We start from the raw sequence: 25959 nt of genomic DNA on the forward strand, positions 1-25959 counted from the left end.
ACAGGCTCTTTTATTTTATTTAGTATTTACCTGCTAATTCTTTAGCTACAGTTTCCAATACAGATGTAATTGCATCATCCAGTTTACCAGCTTTTAAAGCAGCTAATGTTTGTGGGTGACGTAATTCCAATTGTTGTAAATATTCAGCTTCAAATGCTCTGATTTTATTTACAGGAACTGAACGCATCAGGTTTTTAGTACCAATATAAATGATCGCAACTTGTTTCTCAACAGTCATTGGAGAGAACTGACCTTGCTTTAATATCTCAACGTTTCTTGAACCTTTATCCAGTACAGATTTTGTTGCTGCATCTAAATCAGATCCGAATTTAGAGAAGGCCTCTAATTCACGGTATTGAGCCTGGTCTAATTTCAAAGTACCAGCTACCTTTTTCATTGATTTGATTTGTGCGTTACCACCAACACGTGATACCGAGATACCTACGTTGATCGCCGGACGTACACCTGCGTTAAATAAGTTAGATTCTAAGAAGATCTGTCCGTCAGTAATCGAAATTACGTTCGTTGGGATATAAGCAGAAACGTCACCAGCCTGAGTTTCGATAATAGGTAAAGCAGTTAATGAACCACCACCTTTAACGATACCTTTCAGAGATTCAGGTAAATCATTCATCGCTTGTGCGATGTCATCGTTAGAGTTGATTTTAGCCGCACGTTCTAATAAACGACTGTGCAGGTAAAACACGTCTCCAGGATAAGCCTCACGTCCCGGTGGACGACGAAGCAATAAAGATACCTCACGGTAAGCTACTGCCTGTTTAGATAAATCATCATAAACGATCAGTGCAGGACGACCTGTATCACGGAAGTACTCACCAATTGCTGCACCAGAGAATGGAGCATAAAACTGCAACGGAGCAGGATCTGCAGCTGAAGCAGAAACAACAACTGTATAAGCCATTGCACCGTTCTCTTCAAGCGTACGCACAACGTTTGCTACAGTACTTGCTTTCTGACCACAAGCAACATATATACATAAAACAGGGTTACCTGCTTCATAAAATTCTTTTTGATTGATGATAGTATCAATACAAACCGCACTCTTACCAGTCTGACGGTCACCAATAACCAGCTCACGCTGACCACGGCCGATAGGAATCATTGCATCAATAGCTTTGATACCTGTTTGAAGAGGCTCATTAACTGGCTGACGGTAGATTACACCTGGAGCTTTACGTTCGATTGGCATTTCGTAAGTCTGACCAATGATTGGTCCCTTACCGTCGATAGGTTCACCTAATGTATTTACTACACGGCCTAACATACCTTCACCAACTTTAATAGAGGCAATTTTTTTAGTACGTTTAATTGTATCGCCTTCTTTGATCGTGCTCGATGGGCCTAATAAAACCACACCAACATTATCTTCTTCAAGGTTCAAAACAATACCCTGCAAGCCTGTTTCAAATTCAACTAGCTCACCTGATTGAACTTTAGTCAAACCATAAACACGGGCAATACCATCACCCACTTGTAATACGGTACCAACTTCTTCAAGTTCGGCTTCTGATTTAAAGCCCGACAATTGTTGCCTGATAATTGCCGATACTTCGTCTGGTCTTACCTCTACCATAATTTTATATTATTTCTTTTGTAATTCTGTATATTGTTATCGGACTAAACCACGCCGTGGGCCAATTCCTTTTTTAATTTGTTTAGACTACCAGCAATACTGGCATCAAATTGTTTGTCGCCAACTTTAAGAATAAAACCACCGATTAGTTTATCGCTGATCTTTTCTTCGATGATAACTTCATTTGCGCCAATCTCTCTTTTAACAACGCTGATAATCTCTGCTTTATTCGCATCAGTCAATGCTATAGCTGATAATACTTCTGCAGTTACAATACCTTTGATAGTATTATATTGTCTTACAAATGCTTTAGTAGTATCAAATAAAATAGCAGCACGACCTTTACTGACAAGCAATTTCAGATAAGAAACAGTAATGGCGTGAACGCTCTTACTGAAGATCCCTTCCAAAATAGAATATTTTTTATCCAGAGGAATCACAGGATTCTGAAGAATAGCCTCTAGCTCACTGTTTTGATCAATAACCTGCTCAATAAGAACCATATCATTTTTCATCTCTTCCAAAGCATTTTGCTCTGTAGAAAGATCAATTAATGATTTGGCGTATCTTGATGCTGCTTTATTTTCTGACATGTTATTTTAATTTGTTGGCAAGGAATTAGTTCAATTCAATATCTTTCAATAAATCAGCAACGAAGTCCTGTTGCTTAGCTTTATCAGCTAACTGATTGCGCAATACGCGTTCAGCAATATCAATTGATAATGATGAAACCTGATCTTTCAATTCAGCTAAAGCAGCTTTCTTTTGATTTTCAATTTCAATTCTTGCTTTTTCAATTAATTTAGCGCCTTCAGTCTGTGCTGAATGTTTCGCTTCGTTAACGATTGAATCTTTTAACGTTTTCGCTTCTTTCAGCATCAAGTCTCTTTCTGCACGGGCTTCTTTCATCAATTCCTCGTTCTGTGCAGCTAAGCGTACCATTTCCTGTTTCGCTAATTCAGCTTTATTTAAAGCCTCATCAATATTATGCTCACGTTCTTTGATAGCCGCTAATACAGGTTTCCATGCAAACTTGGCCAAAACAAACATCAACAATAGAAATGCTATTGTCTGAAAAACAACTAAACCAATTTCCGGTACTAATAATTCCATCTAAGTATATATATTAAATCTTTATTTCTTAAATCATAGTATGTACTTTGCAGCAATCCTGCAAAGTACATGACCATTTTTTTTAGTTGGCAATTAATGCAACAACTACTGCGAAAAGAGCAACCGCTTCAACGAAAGCAGCAGCGATTAACATCGCAGTTTGAATTTTAGAGGCTGCTTCTGGTTGACGAGCAATACCTTCCATAGCTGAACTACCGATTTTTCCGATACCTACTCCAGCGCCAATAGCAGCTAAACCAGCACCAATTGCAGCAATACTTCCTGTAATCATGATTATATATATTAATTGTTGTTAAAAAATTCTAATTAATGGTGTTCTTCTATCGCCATTCCAATGAATAACGCAGATAACATAGTAAAAATAAACGCTTGTATAAAAGCAACAAGCAATTCGATTGCTCCGATAAACAATGCAAATGGAACCGATACCAAGGAAACATAAACAGAGTTGAATACGAAGATCAAACCAATCAGTGATAACATTAAAATGTGACCCGCAGTGATGTTTGCAAATAAACGAATGGCAAGTGCAATAGGTTTAGTGAATACACCAATGATCTCAACTGGTACCAATACGATATATAACCACCATGGTACATCAGGTGTAAAAATGTGTTTCCAGTAATATTTATTACCGTTGGTTACCACAATGATTAAAGTGATTACTGACAATACCGCAGTAACTGCAATATTTCCTGTTAAGTTAGCTCCTCCCGGAAGGAATGGAACCAGCCCCAGCATGTTGTTGATCCAGATAAAGAAAAACACCGTTAACAGGTATGGCATGAAACGCTCATACTTGTGTCCTAAGTTTGGTCTTGCGATGTCATCACGTACAAACAGGATCAGGGGCTCAACCCAGGATTGTAATCCTTTTGGAGATTTTCCGACTCTCTTTTTGTAACCGTTAGCTACATTAAGAAATATTGCAAGCATGACAACTACCGAAAGGATCAAAGTACATACGTTCTTGGTGATAGAGAAATCAAGAGGACGTGCATTTGTTGCGTGGTGATCTGCACCAAGTTCTACATATTCTCCTTCTGCGTTTGCAGTTTCAGAAGCATAATAAATCTTTTCGTGCAATTTCACAAAACGCTGACCGGCACGCTCGATTACTAATTTCGCTTCATCGTCTCCGTGGAACTCATTAGAATTAAACATGACCAATCCACCTTGCGAATACAAAATGACAGGCAGGCCAATAAAGGTATCCCCGATTACATGCCAGCTATGCGAATCTGCAATGTGGTGTAAGGCGAACTTACCTAAATTGAACTTTTTCTCAGCCTCTGGTTCGGCGTGAGCGGTTACGGTTGCTTTCGATGTGTCTTCCTGTGCATATAACAGGGGTGTTACAAAGAATAACGCTAAAAAAAGCGTAAAAACAAGGGTTAACCTATTAACTTTAAAATCAAAAACGTGGCTACAATCCATTTACTGGCAGATTTTTACTTATTATTTTGGTGGCGCAAGTTACATAACAGCGAGTATATTTCAAAGAAGCTGAACAATAAATATAAAGAAAAAAAGTTGAGGGCGAAAACCAACCCCTTTTCTTTAGTGTTCAGGCTGTAAATCAGTACAAAAGCCATAGAAAATATCATTTTCAAAACTATTGACCCCATAATCGCTATAATACCTGTCTCCGGGTCCATTTTTATCCCCAGATAAGCCATTATATAAGCTATATAGGTAAGTCCGCCTATAAAACCAAACAGTAACCAGAACTTATTAGCTAACAATGGAACATTTGGAAATAATACAGGTAAGGCAAAAGCGACCCCGACAAGGAGCAGCGAATAAATCAGATAGTACAACGTAAACTTTAAAACACTCAAAATACTTTTTTTTGACAAAAGTATGAGAATCTGTTTGAATTAAGATGATAAAATTATTTATTAGTTCATTTTAAGCGAAACAAGTCAAAACTATTTCTGGTAGCCTTCTACCAGAAATGGTTTTGGCGACGTTGCAGCTAAAAGGAACTAATAAATAATTTTATCATCTTAATTTTAAACAGTTTCTGCAATTAACAGAGATTACCAGTGTTAGTCTTTACTATTCAGTTGTCTGATAACCTGATATAAGGAAATGATCACGCCTAAAAGGCCGAGCAGTGCAGTAAAAATCATTTTACCATTATTTCTATACTGATCAATTTTATAGCCCGCGAAAGCAAATATGCCGATGGTAGCCAGCATCTGGAAACCCATGCCGGTATACTTTACAAAATTCGCTGATTTTTTCTCTTCTGGCTCGTCATTCATGAGGTTAATGTATTTAGCGGCTATAAAAACAGATGGCAGTAATAAAATTATAACAGCTTATTAAACTTGCTCTTATAAAAAATTAATAATTTGCATTGAAATACTGATGAATAAAATATTTTTGCATACATTCTAGTCTATTTTAAATGTTGACTCAAACTACTTATTTGAAGAATCTCCGACGCTCCAGTTTGAAATTATTATTATTTTACCTGGGAAGCTCTTTATTAGTGGCTTGTAGTACGCCTAAAGATACGGCAACAAGCAGGGCTATGCAAAATTTAACTGCACGTTATAATTATATTTATAACGCGAATGTTATTCTCAACAATTACGAGGAAGAATCGTATAACAACTATATAGACAATTACAGTGACGTTTTACCTGTTTATACAGATCCTGAAAAGTTCAGTTCAGAAAGTGTTCTTCATGCCCCTGCCAATGACAGAGCGCTGGATGCCATCGTCAAAAAATCAAGAGCTATTATTGCGGATAAAGCTTTCAGTAATTATATCGATGATGCTTACCTGTTATTGGGTAAAGCCTATTATCTGAAAACTAATTATTTCGTAGCCGAAGAATACTTCGATTATACGGCTAAAACCTATACTAAAGATATGAATGTGCTGATTACGGCACAAAACTGGAAAGCAAGAAGTTTGATGCAGCTCAATAATATGGACGATGCAGCGATTATTCTGGATACTGTTTATGATAACCTGGAACTGGTCAAAAAGAAAAGATCTGAGCCTTATGCAACCATTGCACAGTCGTACATTTATCAGAACAGGTATACCGATGCGATCCCTATTCTGGAGAAAGCAGTCAAAGAAAGTCAACTGCACCGAAACCGTATCCGCTGGACTTACATTCTTGCGCAGTTGTATGAACGTCAAAAAAAGTACAAAGAAGCTTTAGCGCTTTATACTAAAGTACAAAAAAGTAATGCTGGTTTTGAGTTGTACTTCAATGCAAACCTGAACAGAATCAAAGTGACGGGCATCCTCAATGGAGAACACCTGAACCGGAAGAAGGAATTACTGGCACTGCTCAAAGATGATAAGAACCTGGACTATCATGATCAGATTTATTATCAGATTGCAGAAGACTATGCCGAAGAAAATAATATCACGGAAGCAGAAAATTTTTATAGGCTATCTATCAAAAACAGTACGCGGAACAACTATCAGAAAGGGTTATCTTATTTGAGGATGGCCGACCTGAATTTCAATAAACATAAAGATTTCCTGAAAGCAAAAGCATACTATGACAGCACAGTCAGTGTATTGCCTAAAAACTATCCGGGATATGCACAGATCTTAAAAAAGAGTCAGAACCTGGAATATATCACCGACAGGTATGAGGTTATTGCTTACCAGGATACCCTGCAAATGCTAGCCAAACTCCCTGAAGCGGAGCGTATTGCCAAAATCAAAAAACTAACGAAGATTAAAGTAGTGCCTGTAGCTGCGAATAACGGAACTTTCAGAAACAATCTTTTCCCTGATGCAGGGCGGCGCAACAATGCGGGCGCACCACAGACAAGCTCGTTTTACTTTAGTAATCCTGCGGCATTAAGCAGAGGATACACAGACTTTCTGACTAAATGGGGCAACAGGAAACAAGAAGATAACTGGAGACAGAGTATTAAATCATCTTCACAATCTACTTCCGAAAGCATTGCTAAAGTAGAGAATGATGGCTATCCGACAGACAAAATCGGGATGGAGAAAACGATAGCTGACAAAGATACGACCGGTAAAAAGTATATGGCTGCTGTTCCGCTAACCCCAGAAGCGGTTAAAACTTCGACCGGGAAGATCATTGATGCTTATTATGAAATCGCAAGTTTCTATCAGCAGGAACTGGATGACCAGCCTGAAGCAATCCGTATCTATCAATTGATATTAAGCAAATTTCCTGACAATGATCATCTGGGTTCTGTTTATTATAGTTTATACTTATGTTATCAAAAAACAGATCCTGCGAATGCAGCAAAATATAAGGCATTGGTACTGAATAAATTTCCGGCAAGTATTTATGCAAAAACTATCCTTGATCCCGACTATTCGATCAAACAGTCTGACCTGGAAGCTGCAGGAATTAAAAGATACAACCAGGTATTCGAACTGTATGAAGGAAAAGCATTTCCGTCAGTGATCACTGAAGTGAATTCTACGATTCAGCAATATCCTGCTGGTTTAATCAATCCGCAATTGAGTTACCTGAAAGCTATAGCGATTGGAAGAACACAGAAAATTGATAGTTTGACAGCAGCATTTAAGGCGATTACCATTGCTTATCCGGATGATAAATTAATCGTTCCGCTGGTTAAAGAGCACCTGGCTTATATTGCTGCCCATCAGGGTGAATTCCGGAACAGAAGGGTTGCTTTACCAGACTTCGATCCGGCAGAGCCTCGTTTCTTTACTTCAGCTCCTGTAGCGGAAAAAGTTGTTCAACCAGTTACCGGACCTGATCTTCAGCCAATCGTAAAAACAGCAAAAGAGAAAGCGACAGCAGCCGTTAAACCTGCGGTTGTTCCACCAGCAGTGATTGTGCCACAGACAGCGGCCGCTACCCCACCAGCAGTTGTTCCGCCAGCCATTGTGAAAGAAACATCTGCGATTACTAAAAACATTCCGGTTGTTGCGCCAATAGATCCAAAAGAAGTTCCGGTTGTGCCCCAGATAGCAGTAAACACCCCTGCTAATCCGCCAGTTACCCCACCAGTACCTGTTGCAGAAACTCCGGTCGCACCTGTTGCTACGCCGGAAATTACAATCCCTGCTCCGGTAAAAACAGCAGAAGTTCCAGCTCCGCGTCCGGTGATTAAAGACAAAACATTCAGTACAGAAATATCTAAAGTCTATTATTTTGTGGTTGATGTGGCAGATGCCAGCCTGACCTTAAGCTCTTCACGATTTGGAATCGGTCAATTTAACCGTGGAAACTTCCCGGGAGCAGGTTTGAAACATCAATTAACAGAATTTGACAATGACCAACTAATATATGTTGGGAACTTTCTTAGTTTTGCAGAAGCAAAAAGTTACGCTGACGGAATAACTCCTCAATTGAAACAGATCATGAAAGTCCCTGCTGGTGTGTACAGCAGCTTTATTATCAGTAAGGAGAATTTCGAAAAGCTCCGGAGCAAGGATCTGGTAACTAAATATTTAGATTTCTACAAAAACAATTACTAAAAATGACCAAAAATATTTCGGCTGCAGAGATAAAAAGCTATAACCTTACGCTCTGGAAGTTACTGATAGGTGCGATGATCCTGTTTGCCATCTTTATTGTTGCAATCGGTTTTGGGCTATTTGGAACCCTGCCATCTTTCAGAGATATTGAACACCCTAAAAGTAATCAGGCTACTGAAATATTAACAGAAGACAAAAGAGTACTGGGTACCTATTTTGTACAAAACCGCTCTAATGTTACCTATCCTGAAATTTCTCAGAACGTAATTAACGCCCTGATCTCTACAGAAGACACGAGGTTTAAAGAACACTCAGGAATTGATTTCAAACGGACCTTCACAATTATCTTCTACAATTTAGTAGGTAAAAAACAAGGTGCAAGTACGATTACACAGCAATTAGCACTGAACCTTTTCTCAGAAGAAGGCCGTCAAAAGAACTTCTTCAAGCGTTTAATGCAGAAATTCCAGGAATGGATTGTGGCTGTAAAACTGGAACGTAACTTTACCAAAGAAGAAATTATTACCATGTACCTGAATACCGTAGATTTTGGTAACCAGGCTTACGGAATTAAATCTGCAGCAAGAGTTTATTTTAATACCACACCAGATCAGCTTACTGTAGCACAAGCAGCTACATTGGTCGGACTGCAAAAAGGAATTACCCGCTACTCTCCTACCCGTAACCCGGAGCGGTCATTAGCCAGACGGAATACTGTGATGTCCAATATGGTCAAAGAAGACCTGCTGACACAACAACAGTATGACGAAGAAAAAGCAAAACCACTAGCCCTTAAATTCAGTGCAGCAACTGTAAATGATGGAATTGCTCCATATTTCAGGGCCGTATTGAAAAATGATATTAAAAAAATCTTCCAGGAACGCTCTATCTTAAAAGCAGATGGTACGCCTTATGATCTGGACAGAGACGGACTGAAGATTGTAACGACCATCAATTACGACATGCAGGTGTATGCTGAAGAAGCGCAAAAAGATGCGATGAAAGTTCTGCAGGCACAATTTACCAAAGGCTGGAAAGGCAGAAATCCTTTCAAAGGAAAAGAAATGCAGATTGAACAGGGAATTAAAAGATCTGACCGTTATAAAGCCTTACAGCTGGAAGGAAAATCTGAAGAAGAGATCAAAACTGACTTCAATACGCCGACAGAAATGAGTATTTTCACGTGGAAAGGGAATCTGGATACCCTGATGAAGCCTGTCGATTCTGTAAAATATTATAAATTGCTGTTAAGAAATGCGATGATGGCGATGGACCCGAAAACCGGCTATGTTAAAGCATGGGTTGGCGGGATCAATTATGAGCATTTCAAATACGATCAGGTTAAAATGGGGACCAGGCAGGTAGGTTCAACAGCCAAACCTTTCACGTATTCAGTAGCGATAGAAAACGGTTATTCTCCATGTTACCAGGTCTTGAATGAACCAGTAACGATTGAAGTTCCGGGCAGCGCGCCATGGACTCCAAAATCCGGAGGTACTTTACCCGGTTATATTACCTTACAGAAAGCCCTTGCCTTCTCTCAGAATTATATTGCCGCTTACCTGATGAAACAAGTGGGCCCTACTGCGGTCGCTACATTAGCGAAAAGAATGGGAATCACTTCAAATGTACCTGCTTATCCATCGATTGCACTGGGCTCTTTTGATGCCTCTGTATTTGATATGGTAGGTGCTTACAGTGTATTTGCAAATAAAGGGGTCTGGACACAGCCAACTTATATTTTAAGAATTGAAGATAAAAACGGAGTGGTACTTTTCTCTCAAACCCCACAAAAACACCCAGCAATGAACGAAGATGTCGCTTATGTGATGACACGTATGTTAGAGGGTGTGGTAAAAACAGGTTATGGTTATGGCCTGATTGGTAAATATGGGCTGAAGAATCCTATTGGGGGTAAAACCGGAACAACACAGAATAACTCTGATGGCTGGTTCGTAGGAATTACGCCTGACCTGGTTGCCGGAGTATGGACAGGGTGTGAAGACCGTGCATTCCACTTTATCAGTACCAGGGAAGGTGAAGGTTCTAAAACAGCTATGCCTATTTTTGGTGGTTTCTTAAAGAAAGTATATGCTAATCCTAAATTAAAAGTAGGCAGAGGCGACTTTGAAGCACCTAAAAACGGTGTTTCTATCACTTACGATTGTAACCAATATCAACAGCAACAAACTGATACAACAGAACTGGACAAGAAGCTGGGTTTTTAAATGAGCATTTTTGACTACAAGAAGGCATTAGCCGATATTCCGCACAAACCCGGTGTTTATCAATACTGGGACCAGGAAGATACGCTCATTTATATTGGCAAGGCCAAAGATTTAAGAAACCGCGTCGGCTCTTATTTCAACCAGGACAACCAGATGAATGGGAAAACGCGGGTATTGGTTTCCAAGATCCGCAAGATTACTTTTACCATTGTTGATACCGAAATTGATGCCTGGCTGCTGGAAAACAGCTTGATTAAAAAGCATCAGCCAAGGTATAATATCATGCTGAAGGATGATAAGACCTATCCATGGATTATTATCAAAAAAGAACCCTTTCCGCGTTTGTACTGGACGCGGAAAATGATCAAAGACGGTTCTACCTATTTTGGCCCTTATGCCTCTGTAGGGATGATGCACACGATTCTCGATCTGATCAAAGAAACCTATCCCTTACGTACCTGTAACCTCCCGCTGACGGAGGAAAACATCCATGCCGGCAAATTCAAGGTCTGCCTGGAATACCAGATTGGCAACTGTAAAGGTCCTTGTCAGGCTTATCAATCGGATGAAGATTATGATCAGAGTATAGCCGAAATCAAAGATATTCTGAACGGAAAGATAGGTAACGTAATCAAAGACGTTAAACAGGTCATTAAAAAAGCAGTCGATGAACTGAATTTTGAATATGCCCATCAGTATCAGAAAAAATTACTGGTCTTAGAAAAGTATCAAAGTAAGTCAACTGTAGTCAACAGCTCTATTACCAATGTAGATGTGGTGAGTATTGCTTCTGATGAGCGTTACGCTTTTGTCAATTACTTAAAAATCATGAATGGAAGTATCATTCAGACGCAAACTATAGAGATCAAAAAACGGCTGGATGAATCTGATGAAGAACTGCTTACCCTGGCGATTACTGAATTCAGGACGAAGTTCAGCAGTACTTCCAGAGAGATTATCGTCCCTTTTGATATTAAACTGAAGGATGAAAATTTAAAGTTTACTGTTCCTAAACTGGGTGAAAAGAAAAACCTGCTGGAACTTTCCCATAAAAATGTATTGTTCTTCAGACGTGAAAAGCTGAATCAGTATGAAAAGTTAAACCCGGATTTGAGGTCTGAACGTATTTTAACACAAATGCAGAAAGATCTGATGCTGACACAGCTGCCTGTTCACATTGAATGTTTTGATAACTCGAACTTCCAGGGAGCTTATCCTGTTTCCGCAATTGTTGTCTTTAAAGATGCCAAACCGTCTAAAAAAGATTACCGGCATTTTAACGTGAAAACGGTAGAAGGACCGAATGATTTTGCGACGATGGAAGAAGCTGTTTACAGGCGATATAAGCGCATGTTAGAAGAAGAGGAGTCATTGCCCCAATTGATCATCATTGATGGAGGTAAGGGTCAGCTATCGTCTGCAGTAAGCAGTTTAAAGAAATTAGGAATAGAACATAAGGTTACCGTCATCGGTATTGCCAAAAGACTGGAAGAGTTATATTATCCGGGAGACAGCTATCCGCTTCATCTGGACAAAAAATCCGAGACGCTGAAGGTTATTCAGCAACTCCGGGATGAGGCGCACCGCTTTGGGATTACCTTTCACAGAAAGAAAAGAGATCAGGGCACTTTAAAGACCGAACTGGAGGATATTCCCGGTATTGGCAAAACCACTGCCGATAAGCTGTTACGCCAGTTTAAATCCGTTAAAAAGATCAGAGAGGCTACAGAGGCTGAATTGGAAAACGTATTGAACAAAGCACAGGTTAAAACTTTACTGGCACATTTCGCCCCGAAGACTACTTAAGCCCAAAGAAAAAGCGCCGCTATCTAATGATAACGGCGCTTTTATATTTTTATTTGATCAGGATCTTAGTATTCCCACAAACTTTGTTCGTAGTCTGCCATTCCTTTTTTGATCCTTTCAGATTCATATAACTTTCTCGGATCTTTAGGATCGGTCTGATTCAGAATCTCCACGATTGTTTTATTGGCCGGGTTCGTTTCTTTCACGATATTACTCGAAAACAAACGTCTGACAAAGAAATCATCGAAAGTTAATACCGACGCATCATTGGACGGGTCCTGCAATTTTTTCTTGCTTAATATCGTCCGGGCTTCATCGTAATAGATCCAGAACACAGGCTGCCAGTTCCCTTCTACCATTTTCATCGGTGCAAGACCAACAATACGCGGTTCAAAGATTGAGCGCTTCACGTCCAGAATCCAGTCTTCTTTAATTCTGTATTTTAAGAACTCATCTGCTCTTAAGCGTTTCAATATCGGATCTCCTATTTTACCTTTCTCATCTGCTTCTCCTTCAGAAGTTCCTCTTGCATTTCTCAATGCCTCGGCCGAAGTTAAAGCAATCTTGAAAGAGTCATTGTCTTCCAGTACTTTTCCAGCAGTCGTATCTTTAGGTGAATAAGCAGTTAATTCTTCGTTTCCTATTGCTTCCAGCAGAATTTCAATCAGCTTAGAGTTTTCTGTATTTAAGACAGAATTGATCGTATCACGTAAGTCAAGTTCTCTCCAGATACGTTTAGAATAAAACACATCTTCTTCTCTGACATCTGCATAAGGAACCATTACACTGCTATCTACATCTTTTCTGGCAAAGAAACCATCTTTCGGCGGAGTCTTAATCTTAGATTTTTTAAGCAAAGGCGTACTGACCGCTGCAGCTGTAGTTGCTACCGGTGCATTCACCGATGGTGTATTTACAGCAGGAGTATTTACTGAAGGGGTATTCACCACCGGAGCAGGAATTGACGTAACCGTTTCAGGCACTGGCTTAGTTACTTCTGTAGCCGGTACTGTAACCGCATCCGGAACTGGCGTAACCTCTGCAGGAGTTGATTTTGTCGGTTTCACCTTCGGACGCTGACTAACAATTGGTTTTACAGATTTGCTCTGAGCGAACGCTTCGGTTCCCACGAACAACAGGATAATCAGATATAAAAATTGTTTCATCTTGACTCTATTTAGCTGTAAATGTGATACCATCTAAATTCTTTTGTCTGCCGTCAGGTCCTTCAGCAATAATATCTTTAAAAATTACAGTCGCTCCTGGTTTAATCGAATTTAATGCCCCTTTGACCTGACTGCTAAATGAACCGCCGCTGTTAGGCATATTCACCGCATCCGATCTTGGATTAATAAAGGTAGCGTTAAACCTGATCACTTTATATTTAATATCAAACACAAAATCATCCAGTTGTGTCTCAATTGCCCCAGATCTTGCTAACCACTCTAAGTCAACACTCCCACCAGATTTACCTTTAACAAAGGCTTTTGGTGTAGGTAATGCTTTTACTCTGAATTCTTGTGAGCCCAGGTTCACAGTTTTACCGGCATTGTTTGCAGTCACATTGATGTGAAGCGTTTTACCGATCTGATCACCGCCTACGCTCACTGAATATTTACCATTCGAGCCACTCATTGAGCCACCTGAAATGCTTGCTTTTACGCTTTCCAAAGGAAAACCTGCCGCTGAAACAGAGAACGGATTCGGGATACCTGCATAAATTACGTTCATCTTATCAGGTGAAACCGTAGCCGATGGCTTGGCAACCTGGTAAGTTTGTTCCGGAGTTCTGTATTCTTTAACCTGTCCGTCAGTTTGTTTCACGCGGATGGTACCCACCCATTTAAACACACCTACTGAACCAGTTCCTCCTGTATAGGTTCCTTTTCCGTCTTTAATGGCTAATTTGCCACCGCCAACACTAATTTCAGGACTTGATTTAGAATCACTCGCTGTTAAAAATACTTGTGCACTGTAAGGCTGTCCCTGAATTACATAAGAAGTCGGCGCAACCGCTACAGCGGCAAACTGATCCAGATTAACCAGTGACTTGTCCATGTTTCCGAACAATTTCTTAACAATTTCTGCTTCTGCATTTCTTGTATCTGACTGAATTTTGGTCAATACTGTATTTGCAGCAGTTAAAGGTGTACCTTCTCCGAAGTTAATATCTTCCCACTTCTTTTTACCTTCTATACTTTTTTCCGCATCCTTCGCTTCTAAAGAGAAAGAGACATGTTTACGGTCTTCAGCCTCTAAAAGGGCAATTAATTTTTCGCGTGTCTCATTGATCTTTGCTTTCAGCTTCTCGCCTTCTTTCGCATTGATCATGATTCCCTGGGCAATATCCTGGTTTCCTCTTTCTTTCAGGTCACCTGTTTCAGGGTCTATACCACCACCGGCAGTATTGAATTGTTGTTTCAATTGTTGGATATAACCGTTCAGGTCATCCGCATATTTTTTCGCCTGATTGGCTTTATCCCAAATCGGCTGTGCCCTTCCAGGCTCCTCTTTAAGTTTAGTATTCTGAAATGCAGTGAACAACTGGTCAATGCTTGTGCTTACATTCGTACGTGACGAATCCAGACTATCATTGATATTCTTAAAGGCATTCAGTATAGTATCAGATACGTTTAGCGCAAGCATAGCTAACAATACCAAATACATGATATTGATCATCTTCTGCCTCGTTGTTTCTTTTCCTCCGGCCATTAGTTATGGTTCTCTGTGGTGATTAAATAAATTGATTACCTGATTATGGACGTGGCTGGTTCATCGCTGTTAACATGTTGCCATAAATAGCATTCAGCGAAGAAAGGTTTTTAGCCAGTTTACCTACTTCTTCCTTAAATTGTTTCGAATCATCCATCGACTCATTGAAATTAGTCATCGTCGCAGAAAGATTCTGATAGAATTTATTCATTGATTTAAGGTGTGTAGCAGAATCTTGTAACTCTAATTCATAAACCGCGTTTAAAGCAGAAAGATTTTTAGAAAGGTTATTCACCTGCTCATGGTAAGCTTTTGAAGCATTACCACTTTCACCCAGTTCTACCAGTTGAGAAGTTGCTTTACCAAATGCACCATTCAGCTGATCGAAACCTGCAGAAGCTTGTTTTACTTTTCCGGTGAAATCATTGGTCGCTACTGCTGCATCAGCAACGGTAGAAATGGTTGCTACTTTGTCTCCAAAGTTACGTAAGCCAGTACCCAGGCTTTCAATTAATTCAGGGCCGATTTTAGCATCACCCAGCATTTTATCCAATGCTGCTGTAGAAGAAGGTCCTGCCACAGCAACCGGTCTTGCAGTAGCTACAGGCAATTCGCCTTTAAAATCGTCTCTTAATTCAGGATATACTTTTTCCCAGGCCAATTCTGGTTCTGGTGGAAAAAATCCGGTGATAAAGAACAAAGCCGCCTCAACACCCAGGCCTATACCAATGGCATAACTTCCCCAAATACCTCCAATGTGAAGGATTTTACATAATGCCCCCAAAATTACAATACTCGCTCCCCATGAGATTGCCGAGTGTAACCAATTAGAATTCTTTTTAGCTGCCATATTACTACTAGATAGATGTTATTTTTAAAATTTTATAATTGAGATTGAATCAACTTAATTTTTGAAGTGAATGTCAGTACCCGCGTAAGAAGCAACACATCTGAAGCCGATGTATGATCTCGCCTGATCCTGATATTCGTAAGTACCCACTGCGTTTTGAAGGAAGAAACCAATGTCTTTCCATGACCCGCCTCTAACTACTTTACGTTTAAGATATTTACTGTCTGTAGTTTTAGCTACATAAGTGAAATTCGGATTGAAATCCAGCAATTGAGGTGCTGCTGAATTGTTGTACGCTGTGACTGTCCATTCCGCAACGTTACCAGCCATGTTGTACAGCCCGTAATCATTAGGGAAATAAGATTTCACATTGACGGTATATAAACCACCATCATCGGAGTAATTTCCTCTGCCTACTTTGAAGTTGGCTTGCATACACCCTTTTGTATTCCTTACATAAGGCCCGCCCCATGGATATTTAGTTTTCACATTACCACCTCTTGCTGCATATTCAAATTCAGCATCAGTAGGTAATCTGTACTCCGGGCGTGAGCTTAAAGGAATTTTTCTGGAAGCAGCAACCGGCTCATATAAGCGGGTACGCCAGAAGCAAAATGCGTTGGCTTGTTCCCAGGTTACCCCTACTACAGGATAATTATCATAAGAAGGGTGATTGAAGTAAGATTTCACCATCGGATCATTCTGAGAATAAGAATAATCTATTTTCCAAACCATGGTATCCGGGTAAACATTCACCGAAGGAAACTGGTTTGGGTTATTCGGATCTGGTGAATCCACATAACTTTCAATAAAGTCTTTACGCTTTTTTGTCGGATCTTTTCTTCCGGCTTCTGCCAGGTCAAGATTCACGAAACTATAAGAATATCTTAATTTTCTGATGTCTAAATCATTGCGCCCAGGTAATGCGTCATCACCTGCATAATACATGTCCTTGAATTTATTGCTCAGGCCGCCCTTTTTATCGTTCCACATGGCAGAACCATTACCAACTTTTTTCCAGTCAATGTTCTTCTGTCCTGAGGTGAGGCTCGCTCCCCCTGCAGTCTGGCCTTTGGGGGTGATGAAATAGCCTGGAGCTCCGCCCGGGCCAACACTTGTCAAAGCCACAGAGTCTCTTACCCAATTCACAAACTGTCTGTATTTTGCGTTGGTGATCTCAGTTTCGTCCATATAGAACGCACTGAATGAGGTCATCTTACTGGGAGAAGTCTGCGAGTTGTTAATATCTTCGTCAGACATACCAATAAGTGTTTTGCCCTGAGGGATGTAGACCATTCCTCTTGGCATTTTCTTGTTGTTGAATTTTTTATTGTATACACCAACCAGCTCCCCTTGTCCACCTTTTCCGCAGCTAGAAAACAATGCTGTAATTATTAAAAAACCCAGTGTGTAAATTTTCCTCATAAGCCCTGGAGCAATTTTACAACAATTTTATCAAATATGATTGATATAAACAATTATTATCAGATAAATATAAGTCTTAAACACAAAAAAAGCAAGATGTTAATAATTATATAACATCTTGCTTAATAGATTTAAAAGAATTTAGCAGGCTATTTCATTCCCCAATTTGGGAAAATTTATCAACACAACTTTTATTACTTATTGGATTTCTTAATATAATTTTCAATTGCCATGATCATCGAAGGTGATTCTGGTGAAGGTGCAGCAATATCAACGATCAGGTTGTTATCCATAATTGCCTTGTGGGTATTTACGCCAAACGCTGCAATCCTTGTATTATTTTGCTGAAATGTAGGGAAATTTGTATAAAGCGATTGAATACTTGACGGGCTGAAAAAGGAGATCATGTCATAAGTCACTTCAGCAAGATCTGAAAGATCACTTACTACGGTCTTAAACAATACTGCCGGGGTCAGATCGTATCCATTTTTCAACAGGAAATTCATCGTATCTTCCGTCGCTACGTCAGAACACGGGTAAAGGAATTTCTCCCCTGCATGTTTCTTCAGTACTTCCGATAAATCGGCAGCGGTCTGCTTACCGAAGAAGATCTTCCGTTTCCGGTACTGGATATATTTCTGAAGATATAGGGCGGTTGATTCCGAAATACAAAAGTACTTCAGATCTGCAGGCACTTCGTACCGCATTTCCTCACTAATTCTAAAAAAATGATCTACCGCATTCCTGCTTGTAAAAACTACAGCAGTAAAATCAGCTAATGTGATCTTGTCTTTTCTGAAGTCCCTTGCTGGAATACCTTCCACATGAATGAAGGATCTGAAATCAATTTTTAAATTGTATTTCTTAGCCAAATCAAAGTATGGGGACTTCTCTGTTTCGGGCTTTGGCAAAGTTATCAGTATACTTTTTACTTTACGCAACCTATCTTCTGTTTTTTCTTGCATTTTACCTAATTACAGCTCCAATCCTATGGCCTTGATTAATATCAAAATAGGACATATTTCGAGGGCACAAAAGTACATAAATAAATAGAACTTCGAAAACCGATAATGAGATAAAATATTTATTCCTGCTCTTATAAATTGAAACGTGAAGATAATCCCCAACAAAATAAATGAGATAACTATGTAGTATATACCATATTTCATTGGCGATAAGGCAAAAGCGACAACCAGTGGAATGAAGATTAAGGAGATATTAAAATAACTCAAATATAATATAGAAACGTACTCGTGGACTGCTTTTTGGATGTTAAACAGATGTCCGAGCACACGCAATAAAAGAATTTTCGTCGCATATAGTACGACAATAAGAATAGAAACACTGACGAAAAAACGGAAGCCCTGGTGCACGTAAGCGAGCTGATAATATTGCGCCACGAGATAAAAAAACATTCCGATTGTGAAGCCAAATTGTATAAATAAAAATAAAAACGGCCATGAACTGAACACATTATCTTCTTTATTCAGGTTATTTAGTCCGCGATTACTGTAAAAAGATTGCACAATACTCTGTAATTGTTTGGCAAAAGAGATCCTGAGGATGGCAAAAACAACTAGTAACAAGACTATAAAACCGAGTACCCAGGTCTGCCCTTTATGCAGTGGATTACCTGTCCTGAACTTGCTCACTTTTTTCAGTTTACTGTATTTTTTAAACCAGGCATCGAGATCAAGTTTCTCAAAAACATTGACCTTCATGATACTGTCCATCAAAATGTGTTTGTTGATCAAAGAGTCCGGAAGAATCCAGGTATGCGTCATGATGGAGTCAGTAACGAACTTTTGCCGCGCCAAAAATGCAGAGTCTCTGACCACGCGAGGTTTATAAACCCTGCGCTGTACGGTAGAATCTCTGACAACAGCCAAATTCTGCGCATTCGCCTTTCCAAAGCCCGCTATGCACAGCAGGAAAAAAGTCATCAAAAAGTATTTATACATCGACCTATTAAAGTAACGGGATTATTCCTTTGTGCAAATCTAAGATATTATTATTTCACATTCATGCTTTGCTACAGATTAGCAAGGCCGCGATGAGCAGGGACACAGTTATGTATGTATCCACATCATGTCTGGCTCAGCTCCACAGTGGACTCACTGAGGATTCATACCCTGGTTAACCAGACGCAAACTACTCCCTGCTCTTTACAAAAGCAGGTAGAAATTCAAGAACTAATAAGAGTTTTTAGAAGATTGGACAGGCAGCACCAGGCAAAATTCCTTCCTGGTCTGTTTTCAGCACTTTATCTTTGCCACTGCCGGTAATGATCCAGATGGAGTCGAAATCGTTCGGGTTCCAGCTTAGTTTCTGGTGCTTGATTCCGAGCGCTTTAGCCAGTGCAGGAATATTACCATGGTTCCAGACTAATAACACTGTTCCTTTTTTATGTTTGATTTCTTTAGCAATACTGGCATAATCTGCTCCATTAAAGCTGCTGTTGATACTTAAATTATATTTAATGGCAAAAGGGCTTATGGTCTGAAACATGCGCGAATGGCTGGTCTGGTTCCCGTTACCTAAAGAGGGCACATAGATTGCAGTTGGAACTCCAATCTTTTTAGACAGGATGCTGGTAAGCTTTAAAGACCTGTTAAGTCCTTTACAGTTGAGATTTTCATTCTGTTCTTGTTTTTCTCCATGACGGATAATGACAATTTTGGCTTGCGATTTTACGATCAGGGGTAAAATCAGGGCAGATAACAAGCATAGAATAGTCAGGGCAGTTTTTTTCATGAGGTTTAAATATAACGCATGAGTTGGTTAAATAATTATCCGGCTCAAATATAAAGAACAGGTAAGCTGATTAAATAGCTGAAGAAACACATAATTGCGCTTACCTTTGCCCCATGGCAGGAATTTATATCCATATCCCCTTTTGTAAACAAGCTTGTAATTATTGTGATTTTCATTTCAGCACTTCTCTGCAGCATGTAGATGAAATGACGGATGCGATTTGCAAAGAGATCCTTTTAAAAAAGAGCAGAATAGCTGATGAGCATATTGGGAGCATTTATTTTGGTGGCGGCACACCTTCTCTTTTACCGGAGAAATCACTGGCTAAAATCTTTGATACTTTAACCTCCAATTTCTCTATAGCGGCCGATGCGGAAATCACCATTGAAACCAATCCTGATGATTTAGACGCAAAGAAAATCGCACAATTGCGTCAGCTTCCTGTGAACCGCTTCAGCATTGGTATACAGTCCTTTTTTAATGACGACCTGCTCTGGATGAACAGGGCACATACTTCCAACGAAGCAGAAACCTGTATTAAACGTAGTCAGGATGCAGGATTTGAGAATCTGAGTATTGATCTTATTTACGGGTTCCCTTTGCTGACCGATGAAAAGTGGCTGAGCAATATCAATAAAGCAATCAGCCTGCAAACTCCGCATATTTCTGCCTATTCATTAACCGTTGAGCCTAAAACAGCTTTAGCAGCAGCCATAAAAAAGGGTAAACAAATCCCTGTAAATGACGAGCAGAGCGCTGCACAGTTTATCACGCTGACAGAAAAGTTAGCTATAGCAGGCTTTGATCATTATGAAATATCAAATTATAGTTTACCTGGCCGTCATGCGGTGCACAATACCAATTACTGGAGAGGCATTCCCTATTTAGGAATTGGCCCTTCTGCACACGGCTTTAACGGAAATGTCAGGTATTTGAACATCGCAAACAATGCTAAATATATGCAGCAGTTAGCGCTGGGTAAATTAGCAGAGACGATCGAAGAACTGGATATTTATGACCGGTTTAACGAGTATATAATGACTTCGCTTCGCACGATGTGGGGTACAGATTTACAAAAAATAGGCAATGAATTTGGTAAGCTCTTCCTGGAAGATACGCTGAAAAACATTGTTCCTTTTTTACAGCGCGATTGGCTGAAAAACGAGAATAACAGGTTAATATTGACCCCTGACGGCAAGTTATTTGCCGATTATATCGCTTCAGAATTATTCCTTTTAGACGAGCACCCGGAAGATTAATCCTGAATAATTAATAAAAAACTACAATGAAGACTAAAGTAATCTGGATCACGGGAGCTTCTTCGGGTATCGGCGAAGCACTCGTTTATGCTTATAATAATTCAGGGGCAAACCTTATTATTTCTGCCCGCAACAGGGATGAACTTTTCAGGGTAAAAGGGAACTGTAAAAATCAGATCAATGTACATGTACTTTCTTTTGACCTGGAAGATACTGCCCATTTAGCGGATAAGGCCAGGGATGCACAGAAAATATTCGGACATATTGATCTGCTGATCAACAGTGGAGGATTGAGCCAGCGGTCATTAGCACTGGAAACGGCATTGAATGTAGAACAAAAGTTGATGAATGTTAACTTTTGGGGTACGGTTGCTTTGAGTAAAGCTGTATTGCCGCAGATGATTGCGAATGGCGGTGGTAAAATTGTCTGCATCAGTAGCCTGACAGGTAAATTTGGTACCGCATACCGCTCTGCTTATGCGGCTTCCAAACATGCTTTACATGGGTACTTCGATTCTTTACGCTCAGAAGTAGCTGACAAAAATATTCAGATTACCCTGGTTTGTCCAGGTTATATTAAAACTAATATTTCGCTGAACGCGATGACTGCTGATGGCCAGCTGCATAACAAAATGGATGAGAACCAGGAGTCTGGTCTTGCACCGGCCGAGTGTGCGGCCCTAATCGTTAAAGCTATTCAGCAGAACAAGGAAGAAGTTTATATGGGCGGTAAAGAAGTGAAGGGAATTTTGTTCAAACGTTTTTTCCCTTTAAGGTTCTCCAAATACATGAGAACAAAAAATTTGGCTATTCAGAAAACCAAGCACTAAAATTCGCCGTATCTCCTGCTATAAAACAAAATCATGAAAAGATTCATCTTACCTGTATTTGTCATAGTAGCTATGGCATTTTCAACTTCAGTTTACGCTCAAAAAAATCCAATGGTTGGTGGTGCAGCAATGTATGCCAATAAAGATATTGTTGACAATGCGGTAAACTCTAAAGACCACACCACATTGGTTGCTGCTGTTAAAGCTGCTGGCCTTGTAGAAACTTTAAAAAGTGCCGGACCTTTCACTGTATTCGCTCCAACGAACGAAGCTTTTGACAAATTGCCTGCTGGAACTGTGGAAACAGTTTTAAAACCAGAAAACAAAGCAATGTTAACTAAAATCCTTACTTACCACGTCGTTGCTGGAAAAATGGATTCAAAAGCAATCGCCAAAGCAATTAAAATGGGTAATGGTAAAGCTGAGCTGACTACTGTTTCAGGAGGAAAACTATGGGCTTCTATGGATGGAGACAAATTAATTTTAACAGACGAAAAAGGCGGAACTGCTACAGTGACTATCGCCAATGTAATGCAGAAAAATGGTGTAATCCATGTTATTGACAGCGTTTTAATGCCTAACTAATTTTTTTTAATTATTTCTTATAATATTAAAAACACAGCACGATATGCTGTGTTTTTTTATTGTCAGAATTTTTTATTTTCCATTGACCTATTGATAAGAAAAGTCAAATTCTATAATTTTACATGAATTAACATTATTTTAACATGAAGTTTGATTTAACTCAGATTGATTGCGTTGATGATATTTCCAAAGAAGATTTTGAGAAAAACTATCTCAATGCACGCAGGCCATTAGTCATCAAAAACATGGCTAAAAGCTGGCCGGCATATGAGAAGTGGTCTATGGATTACATGAAAACTGTAGTTGGAGACAAACTAGTACCGCTCTATGACAGCTCTAAAGCTGATCCTTCCAAGCCAATTAATGCTGCAGCAACAGAAATGAAATTCGCAGATTATATTGACCTGATTAAAACTACGCCTACTGATCTCCGGATCTTCCTGTTTGATCCTATTAAACAAGCGCCTAAGTTGCTGAATGATTATATCGCTCCTAAAGAGCTGATGGGCGGCTTTCTGGATAGTTACCCTAACATGTTTTTTGGCGGAAAAGGCTCTGTTACTTTCCTGCATTACGATATAGATATGGCACACATCTTCCATACCCATTTTAATGGCCGCAAGCATGTGATCTTATTTGAGAATAAATGGAAGGAACGTCTTTATCAAATTCCTTATGCAACCTATGCTTTAGAGGATTATGATATTGAAAATCCTGATTTTGATAAGTTCCCGGCATTAAAAGGAGTAAAAGGTATAGAGGCATATCTGGAGCATGGAGATACCTTGTTTATGCCTACAGGTTACTGGCACTGGATGAAATACCTGGACGGCTCCTTTTCTATTAGTTTACGGGCATGGGATAAGTCGTGGGCAGTCAAAGCGAAGAGTTTATATAACCTGACGATCCAACGTAAATTTGATGATTTCATGAAAGCCAATTTCAGAGAGAAATACATGGCATGGAAAGAGCGGTTAGCTATAAAAAGGGCGAATAAAGCATTGGCGGAACACGTCCCATTCTAATTAAGAATCAGTTTAAATTCAGATAGTATATTTTTTCTGCGTCATACCTTGCCTTTTTATATAAATAAATAGATTTAAATTTACACTTTTGTTCTCAAACAAGATCTTTTTTGATTATGAGCTTTATATTAAAGCCGGTAGATACCGTTGAGAATATCAGTCCCGCAGACTTTAAAAAAAACTATTTAGACCCTAGAAAACCTCTAATCATTAAAGGTTTAACCAAGAGCTGGCCTGCAAGAGAAAAGTGGACAACTGAGTACCTGAAAGAAATTGCCGGTGACCTGGAGGTCCCTTTATATGACAATGCAAAAGTAGACCCTTCCAAGCCTATCAATTCGGCGGCAGCGCATATGCGTTTCGGCGATTATCTTGATTTGATTAAATCTGAGCCTACAGAACTGCGTATATTTTTCTTTAATTTATTTAAACACGTACCGAGTCTGATCAAGGACATCGTTTTGCCTAAAGATTTAATGGGTGGTTTTATTGAGAGTATGCCTGCGATGTTTTTCGGAGGTTCAAACTCGGTGACCTTTCTACATTACGACATCGACCTTCCGCATCTTTTTCATACGCACTTCGGTGGCAGAAAACATATCATCTTATTTGATAACAAGTGGAAGGACCGTCTTTATTGTATTCCAAATGCTACTTATGCGCTGGAAGATTATGATGTAGCCAATCCTGATTTTGATAAATTCCCTGCACTCAGAGGTGTAGAGGGTTATGAAGTTTTTCTGGAACATGGTGATACACTTTTCATGCCTACAGGAATGTGGCACTGGATGAAATATCTGGATGGTTCTTTTTCTTTAAGTTTAAGAGCATGGGATGCTTCCCCGATCAGAAAAGCGCAAAGCTTGTTCAACCTTGCTATTAAAGGTGGCGTAGACAGTGTTTTGAAAATGGCATTAAAAGCTCCTTACGCAGAATTCAGAGAAAAACTGGCTATTAAAAGAGCAGAAAAGGCATTAGCCAGGGGCTTGCCAAAAAAATAAGGGCACACGTTTGTGTCATAATTCCTTTCAGATGAAGGCCTGTTCACAGCCCTGAACGCAAAAAACCAGTATTAACCATACTGGTTTTTTTGCGTTCAGGCCCTAAGGCTATTTTTACAAGCAGGTAACATTAGTTCTCTGGCAAACTTTTACCTTCGATATTCCGTTATATACTCACATATGAAAGGTTTCCATTTTTCTAATTTTCAAGCAGATGACAAGCCTAAGGGCGGGTTTGATGAAATGCTGAAGTTATTTACCCAGCTATTGAATTATACTGCGGGTGACGCAGGTGAAACACTGGCATGGATGAATGAACTGGATAAGCAATATAAGTTTACCACAGGCGATTACGGTATGGGTGATTTTATTGATGAGCTGAAAGATAAGGGCTATATCAAAGAAGATCCTAAGGACGGCGGTATGGACATCACAGCAAAAACTGAACAGGTGATCCGGAAGTCTGCGCTGGAAGAAATCTTCGGCAAGCTGAAGAAAGCCGGAAAGGGTAATCACAATAGCAATATCTCTGGTATTGGCGAAGAAAAGAATGCAGATCGCCGCGAATACACCTTTGGAGACAGTCTGGATCAGATTGATATGACTGCGTCGATACAAAATGCACAAATCAATCATGGTATCGGCAACTTCACTTTGACTGAGGGTGACCTGGAGGTCGAGGAAAAAGATTATAAGACGCTGACTTCAACGGTGCTGATGATTGATATTTCCCATTCTATGATTTTATATGGAGAAGATAGAATTACACCGGCTAAAAAGGTAGCGATGGCGCTTGCCGAACTGATCAAAACCCGTTATCCCAAAGATACACTCGACATTGTGGTATTTGGAAATGATGCCTGGCCGATTACTGTGAAGGATCTTCCCTACCTGCAAGTTGGGCCTTACCATACCAATACCCTTGCGGGTTTGGAGCTGGCTGCAGATTTACTGCGTCGCCGCAAAACACATAACAAACAGATTTTCATGATTACTGACGGTAAACCGACCTGTCTGAAAGAGAACGGCCGTTACTATAAAAACAGTATGGGACTGGATAGAAAGGTGATTAATAAAACCTTGAATATGGCTGCACAGTGCAAACGGCTGAATATCCCGATTACTACTTTTATGATTGCCCAGGACCCCTATTTACAACAATTTGTAAGGGAGTTTACAGAAATAAACGGGGGAAGGGCTTTTTACAGTTCCCTAACTGGTTTAGGCGAGTACATTTTTGAAGATTATATTAAAAACCGAAGAAAAATAGTCCGTTAATCCGG

23 protein-coding genes are annotated in these 25959 nt (G+C 39.7%); 9 read left to right on the forward strand and 14 right to left on the reverse strand.

Annotation, left to right across the window (positions count from 1 at the left end):
• Window positions 1-19 precede the first annotated feature (19 nt).
• From atpA to LY11_RS13440, 7 genes are all read right to left on the reverse strand, one after another.
• On the reverse strand, window positions 20-1594 hold the full coding sequence (atpA, locus tag LY11_RS13410) for a F0F1 ATP synthase subunit alpha (protein WP_111634178.1): 1575 nt from the start codon (window positions 1592-1594) through the stop codon (window positions 20-22).
• Between the two features lie 44 nt (window positions 1595-1638).
• On the reverse strand, window positions 1639-2187 hold the full coding sequence (gene atpH / locus LY11_RS13415; RefSeq protein WP_111634179.1) for an ATP synthase F1 subunit delta: 549 nt from the start codon (window positions 2185-2187) through the stop codon (window positions 1639-1641).
• Between the two features lie 25 nt (window positions 2188-2212).
• A complete protein-coding gene (gene atpF / locus LY11_RS13420) occupies window positions 2213-2707 on the reverse strand; it encodes a F0F1 ATP synthase subunit B (RefSeq protein WP_111634180.1) in 495 nt (164 codons plus the stop codon).
• 82 nt (window positions 2708-2789) lie between these two features.
• A complete protein-coding gene (gene atpE / locus LY11_RS13425; protein WP_041879754.1) occupies window positions 2790-2996 on the reverse strand; it encodes an ATP synthase F0 subunit C in 207 nt (68 codons plus the stop codon).
• 38 nt (window positions 2997-3034) lie between these two features.
• Complete coding sequence (gene atpB, locus LY11_RS13430; protein ID WP_111634181.1) at window positions 3035-4165, reverse strand: F0F1 ATP synthase subunit A; 1131 nt, start codon at window positions 4163-4165, stop codon at window positions 3035-3037.
• A 14-nt stretch (window positions 4166-4179) separates the two neighbouring features.
• A complete protein-coding gene (locus tag LY11_RS13435; RefSeq protein ID WP_111634246.1) occupies window positions 4180-4569 on the reverse strand; it encodes a hypothetical protein in 390 nt (129 codons plus the stop codon).
• A gap of 210 nt (window positions 4570-4779) precedes the next feature.
• Entirely contained in the window at window positions 4780-4998 is a 219-nt protein-coding gene (locus LY11_RS13440) for an AtpZ/AtpI family protein (protein WP_111634182.1), read from the reverse strand.
• A 167-nt stretch (window positions 4999-5165) separates the two neighbouring features.
• On the opposite strand from LY11_RS13440, the gene porW reads away from it, so the two are divergent.
• Genes porW through uvrC form a run of 3 tightly spaced genes read left to right on the forward strand, consistent with a single transcriptional unit; the run spans window position 5166 to window position 12235 of the window.
• The gene (gene porW / locus LY11_RS27170) at window positions 5166-8201 is read left to right on the forward strand and encodes a type IX secretion system periplasmic lipoprotein PorW/SprE (RefSeq protein WP_170132681.1); all 3036 of its coding nucleotides are present in this window, start codon (window positions 5166-5168) and stop codon (window positions 8199-8201) included.
• Between the two features lie 2 nt (window positions 8202-8203).
• Window positions 8204-10429: a penicillin-binding protein 1A gene (locus LY11_RS13450; RefSeq protein ID WP_111634184.1), complete on the forward strand. Its 2226-nt coding sequence runs from the start codon at window positions 8204-8206 to the stop codon at window positions 10427-10429.
• Window positions 10430-12235, forward strand: coding sequence for an excinuclease ABC subunit UvrC (uvrC, locus tag LY11_RS13455; RefSeq protein ID WP_111634185.1), 1806 nt, complete (start codon window positions 10430-10432; stop codon window positions 12233-12235).
• Window positions 12236-12300: 65 nt separating this feature from the next.
• On the opposite strand, the gene porN is transcribed toward uvrC, so the two are convergent.
• The 7 genes from porN to LY11_RS13490 all read right to left on the reverse strand — a co-directional run bounded on the left by porN (window position 12301) and on the right by LY11_RS13490 (window position 19976).
• Entirely contained in the window at window positions 12301-13401 is a 1101-nt protein-coding gene (gene porN / locus LY11_RS13460) for a type IX secretion system ring subunit PorN/GldN (RefSeq protein WP_111634186.1), read from the reverse strand.
• A 7-nt stretch (window positions 13402-13408) separates the two neighbouring features.
• Entirely contained in the window at window positions 13409-14947 is a 1539-nt protein-coding gene (gene porM, locus LY11_RS13465; RefSeq protein ID WP_111634187.1) for a type IX secretion system motor protein PorM/GldM, read from the reverse strand.
• Between the two features lie 43 nt (window positions 14948-14990).
• Window positions 14991-15797 carry a type IX secretion system motor protein PorL/GldL gene (gene porL, locus LY11_RS13470; RefSeq protein ID WP_111634188.1) on the reverse strand — a complete coding sequence of 269 codons (807 nt, stop codon included), beginning with the start codon at window positions 15795-15797 and terminating at the stop codon, window positions 14991-14993.
• A 54-nt stretch (window positions 15798-15851) separates the two neighbouring features.
• Window positions 15852-17222: a T9SS ring complex lipoprotein PorK/GldK gene (gene porK / locus LY11_RS13475; RefSeq protein WP_111634189.1), complete on the reverse strand. Its 1371-nt coding sequence runs from the start codon at window positions 17220-17222 to the stop codon at window positions 15852-15854.
• A gap of 194 nt (window positions 17223-17416) precedes the next feature.
• Window positions 17417-18187 (reverse strand): uroporphyrinogen-III synthase, encoded by a 771-nt coding sequence (locus LY11_RS13480; protein ID WP_111634190.1) that lies wholly within the window; start codon window positions 18185-18187, stop codon window positions 17417-17419.
• A 9-nt stretch (window positions 18188-18196) separates the two neighbouring features.
• On the reverse strand, window positions 18197-19165 hold the full coding sequence (locus LY11_RS13485; protein ID WP_245952758.1) for a DUF4271 domain-containing protein: 969 nt from the start codon (window positions 19163-19165) through the stop codon (window positions 18197-18199).
• 262 nt (window positions 19166-19427) lie between these two features.
• A complete protein-coding gene (locus LY11_RS13490) occupies window positions 19428-19976 on the reverse strand; it encodes a histidine phosphatase family protein (protein WP_111634192.1) in 549 nt (182 codons plus the stop codon).
• 113 nt (window positions 19977-20089) lie between these two features.
• On the opposite strand from LY11_RS13490, the gene hemW reads away from it, so the two are divergent.
• The 6 genes from hemW to LY11_RS13520 all read left to right on the forward strand — a co-directional run bounded on the left by hemW (window position 20090) and on the right by LY11_RS13520 (window position 25954).
• Window positions 20090-21235 carry a radical SAM family heme chaperone HemW gene (gene hemW, locus LY11_RS13495; protein ID WP_111634193.1) on the forward strand — a complete coding sequence of 382 codons (1146 nt, stop codon included), beginning with the start codon at window positions 20090-20092 and terminating at the stop codon, window positions 21233-21235.
• Window positions 21236-21261: 26 nt separating this feature from the next.
• A complete protein-coding gene (locus LY11_RS13500) occupies window positions 21262-22065 on the forward strand; it encodes an SDR family oxidoreductase (RefSeq protein WP_111634194.1) in 804 nt (267 codons plus the stop codon).
• Window positions 22066-22098: 33 nt separating this feature from the next.
• Entirely contained in the window at window positions 22099-22650 is a 552-nt protein-coding gene (locus LY11_RS13505) for a fasciclin domain-containing protein (protein WP_111634195.1), read from the forward strand.
• A gap of 143 nt (window positions 22651-22793) precedes the next feature.
• On the forward strand, window positions 22794-23675 hold the full coding sequence (locus LY11_RS13510; RefSeq protein ID WP_111634196.1) for a cupin-like domain-containing protein: 882 nt from the start codon (window positions 22794-22796) through the stop codon (window positions 23673-23675).
• Between the two features lie 116 nt (window positions 23676-23791).
• Window positions 23792-24676 (forward strand): cupin-like domain-containing protein, encoded by an 885-nt coding sequence (locus tag LY11_RS13515; protein ID WP_111634197.1) that lies wholly within the window; start codon window positions 23792-23794, stop codon window positions 24674-24676.
• Between the two features lie 180 nt (window positions 24677-24856).
• On the forward strand, window positions 24857-25954 hold the full coding sequence (locus tag LY11_RS13520; protein ID WP_111634198.1) for a vWA domain-containing protein: 1098 nt from the start codon (window positions 24857-24859) through the stop codon (window positions 25952-25954).
• Window positions 25955-25959 lie beyond the last annotated feature (5 nt).

Origin of the sequence: Pedobacter cryoconitis (assembly GCF_003259615.1) — a bacterium.
Lineage (GTDB): Bacteria > Bacteroidota > Bacteroidia > Sphingobacteriales > Sphingobacteriaceae > Pedobacter > Pedobacter cryoconitis.

Excerpts from the sequence above, each read along its gene's own strand:
- atpA (WP_111634178.1), bottom strand. The coding sequence starts at position 1,594 with ATGGTAGAGGTAAGACCAGACGAAGTATCGGCAATTATCAGGCAACAA.
- atpH (WP_111634179.1), bottom strand. The coding sequence starts at position 2,187 with ATGTCAGAAAATAAAGCAGCATCAAGATACGCCAAATCATTAATTGAT.
- atpF (WP_111634180.1), bottom strand. The coding sequence starts at position 2,707 with ATGGAATTATTAGTACCGGAAATTGGTTTAGTTGTTTTTCAGACAATA.
- atpB (WP_111634181.1), bottom strand. The coding sequence starts at position 4,165 with ATGGATTGTAGCCACGTTTTTGATTTTAAAGTTAATAGGTTAACCCTT.
- LY11_RS13440 (WP_111634182.1), bottom strand. The coding sequence starts at position 4,998 with ATGAATGACGAGCCAGAAGAGAAAAAATCAGCGAATTTTGTAAAGTAT.
- LY11_RS13450 (WP_111634184.1), top strand. The coding sequence starts at position 8,204 with ATGACCAAAAATATTTCGGCTGCAGAGATAAAAAGCTATAACCTTACG.
- uvrC (WP_111634185.1), top strand. The coding sequence starts at position 10,430 with ATGAGCATTTTTGACTACAAGAAGGCATTAGCCGATATTCCGCACAAA.
- porN (WP_111634186.1), bottom strand. The coding sequence starts at position 13,401 with ATGAAACAATTTTTATATCTGATTATCCTGTTGTTCGTGGGAACCGAA.
- porM (WP_111634187.1), bottom strand. The coding sequence starts at position 14,947 with ATGGCCGGAGGAAAAGAAACAACGAGGCAGAAGATGATCAATATCATG.
- porL (WP_111634188.1), bottom strand. The coding sequence starts at position 15,797 with ATGGCAGCTAAAAAGAATTCTAATTGGTTACACTCGGCAATCTCATGG.
- porK (WP_111634189.1), bottom strand. The coding sequence starts at position 17,222 with ATGAGGAAAATTTACACACTGGGTTTTTTAATAATTACAGCATTGTTT.
- LY11_RS13480 (WP_111634190.1), bottom strand. The coding sequence starts at position 18,187 with ATGCAAGAAAAAACAGAAGATAGGTTGCGTAAAGTAAAAAGTATACTG.
- LY11_RS13485 (WP_245952758.1), bottom strand. The coding sequence starts at position 19,165 with ATGACTTTTTTCCTGCTGTGCATAGCGGGCTTTGGAAAGGCGAATGCG.
- LY11_RS13490 (WP_111634192.1), bottom strand. The coding sequence starts at position 19,976 with ATGAAAAAAACTGCCCTGACTATTCTATGCTTGTTATCTGCCCTGATT.
- hemW (WP_111634193.1), top strand. The coding sequence starts at position 20,090 with ATGGCAGGAATTTATATCCATATCCCCTTTTGTAAACAAGCTTGTAAT.
- LY11_RS13500 (WP_111634194.1), top strand. The coding sequence starts at position 21,262 with ATGAAGACTAAAGTAATCTGGATCACGGGAGCTTCTTCGGGTATCGGC.
- LY11_RS13505 (WP_111634195.1), top strand. The coding sequence starts at position 22,099 with ATGAAAAGATTCATCTTACCTGTATTTGTCATAGTAGCTATGGCATTT.
- LY11_RS13510 (WP_111634196.1), top strand. The coding sequence starts at position 22,794 with ATGAAGTTTGATTTAACTCAGATTGATTGCGTTGATGATATTTCCAAA.
- LY11_RS13515 (WP_111634197.1), top strand. The coding sequence starts at position 23,792 with ATGAGCTTTATATTAAAGCCGGTAGATACCGTTGAGAATATCAGTCCC.
- LY11_RS13520 (WP_111634198.1), top strand. The coding sequence starts at position 24,857 with ATGAAAGGTTTCCATTTTTCTAATTTTCAAGCAGATGACAAGCCTAAG.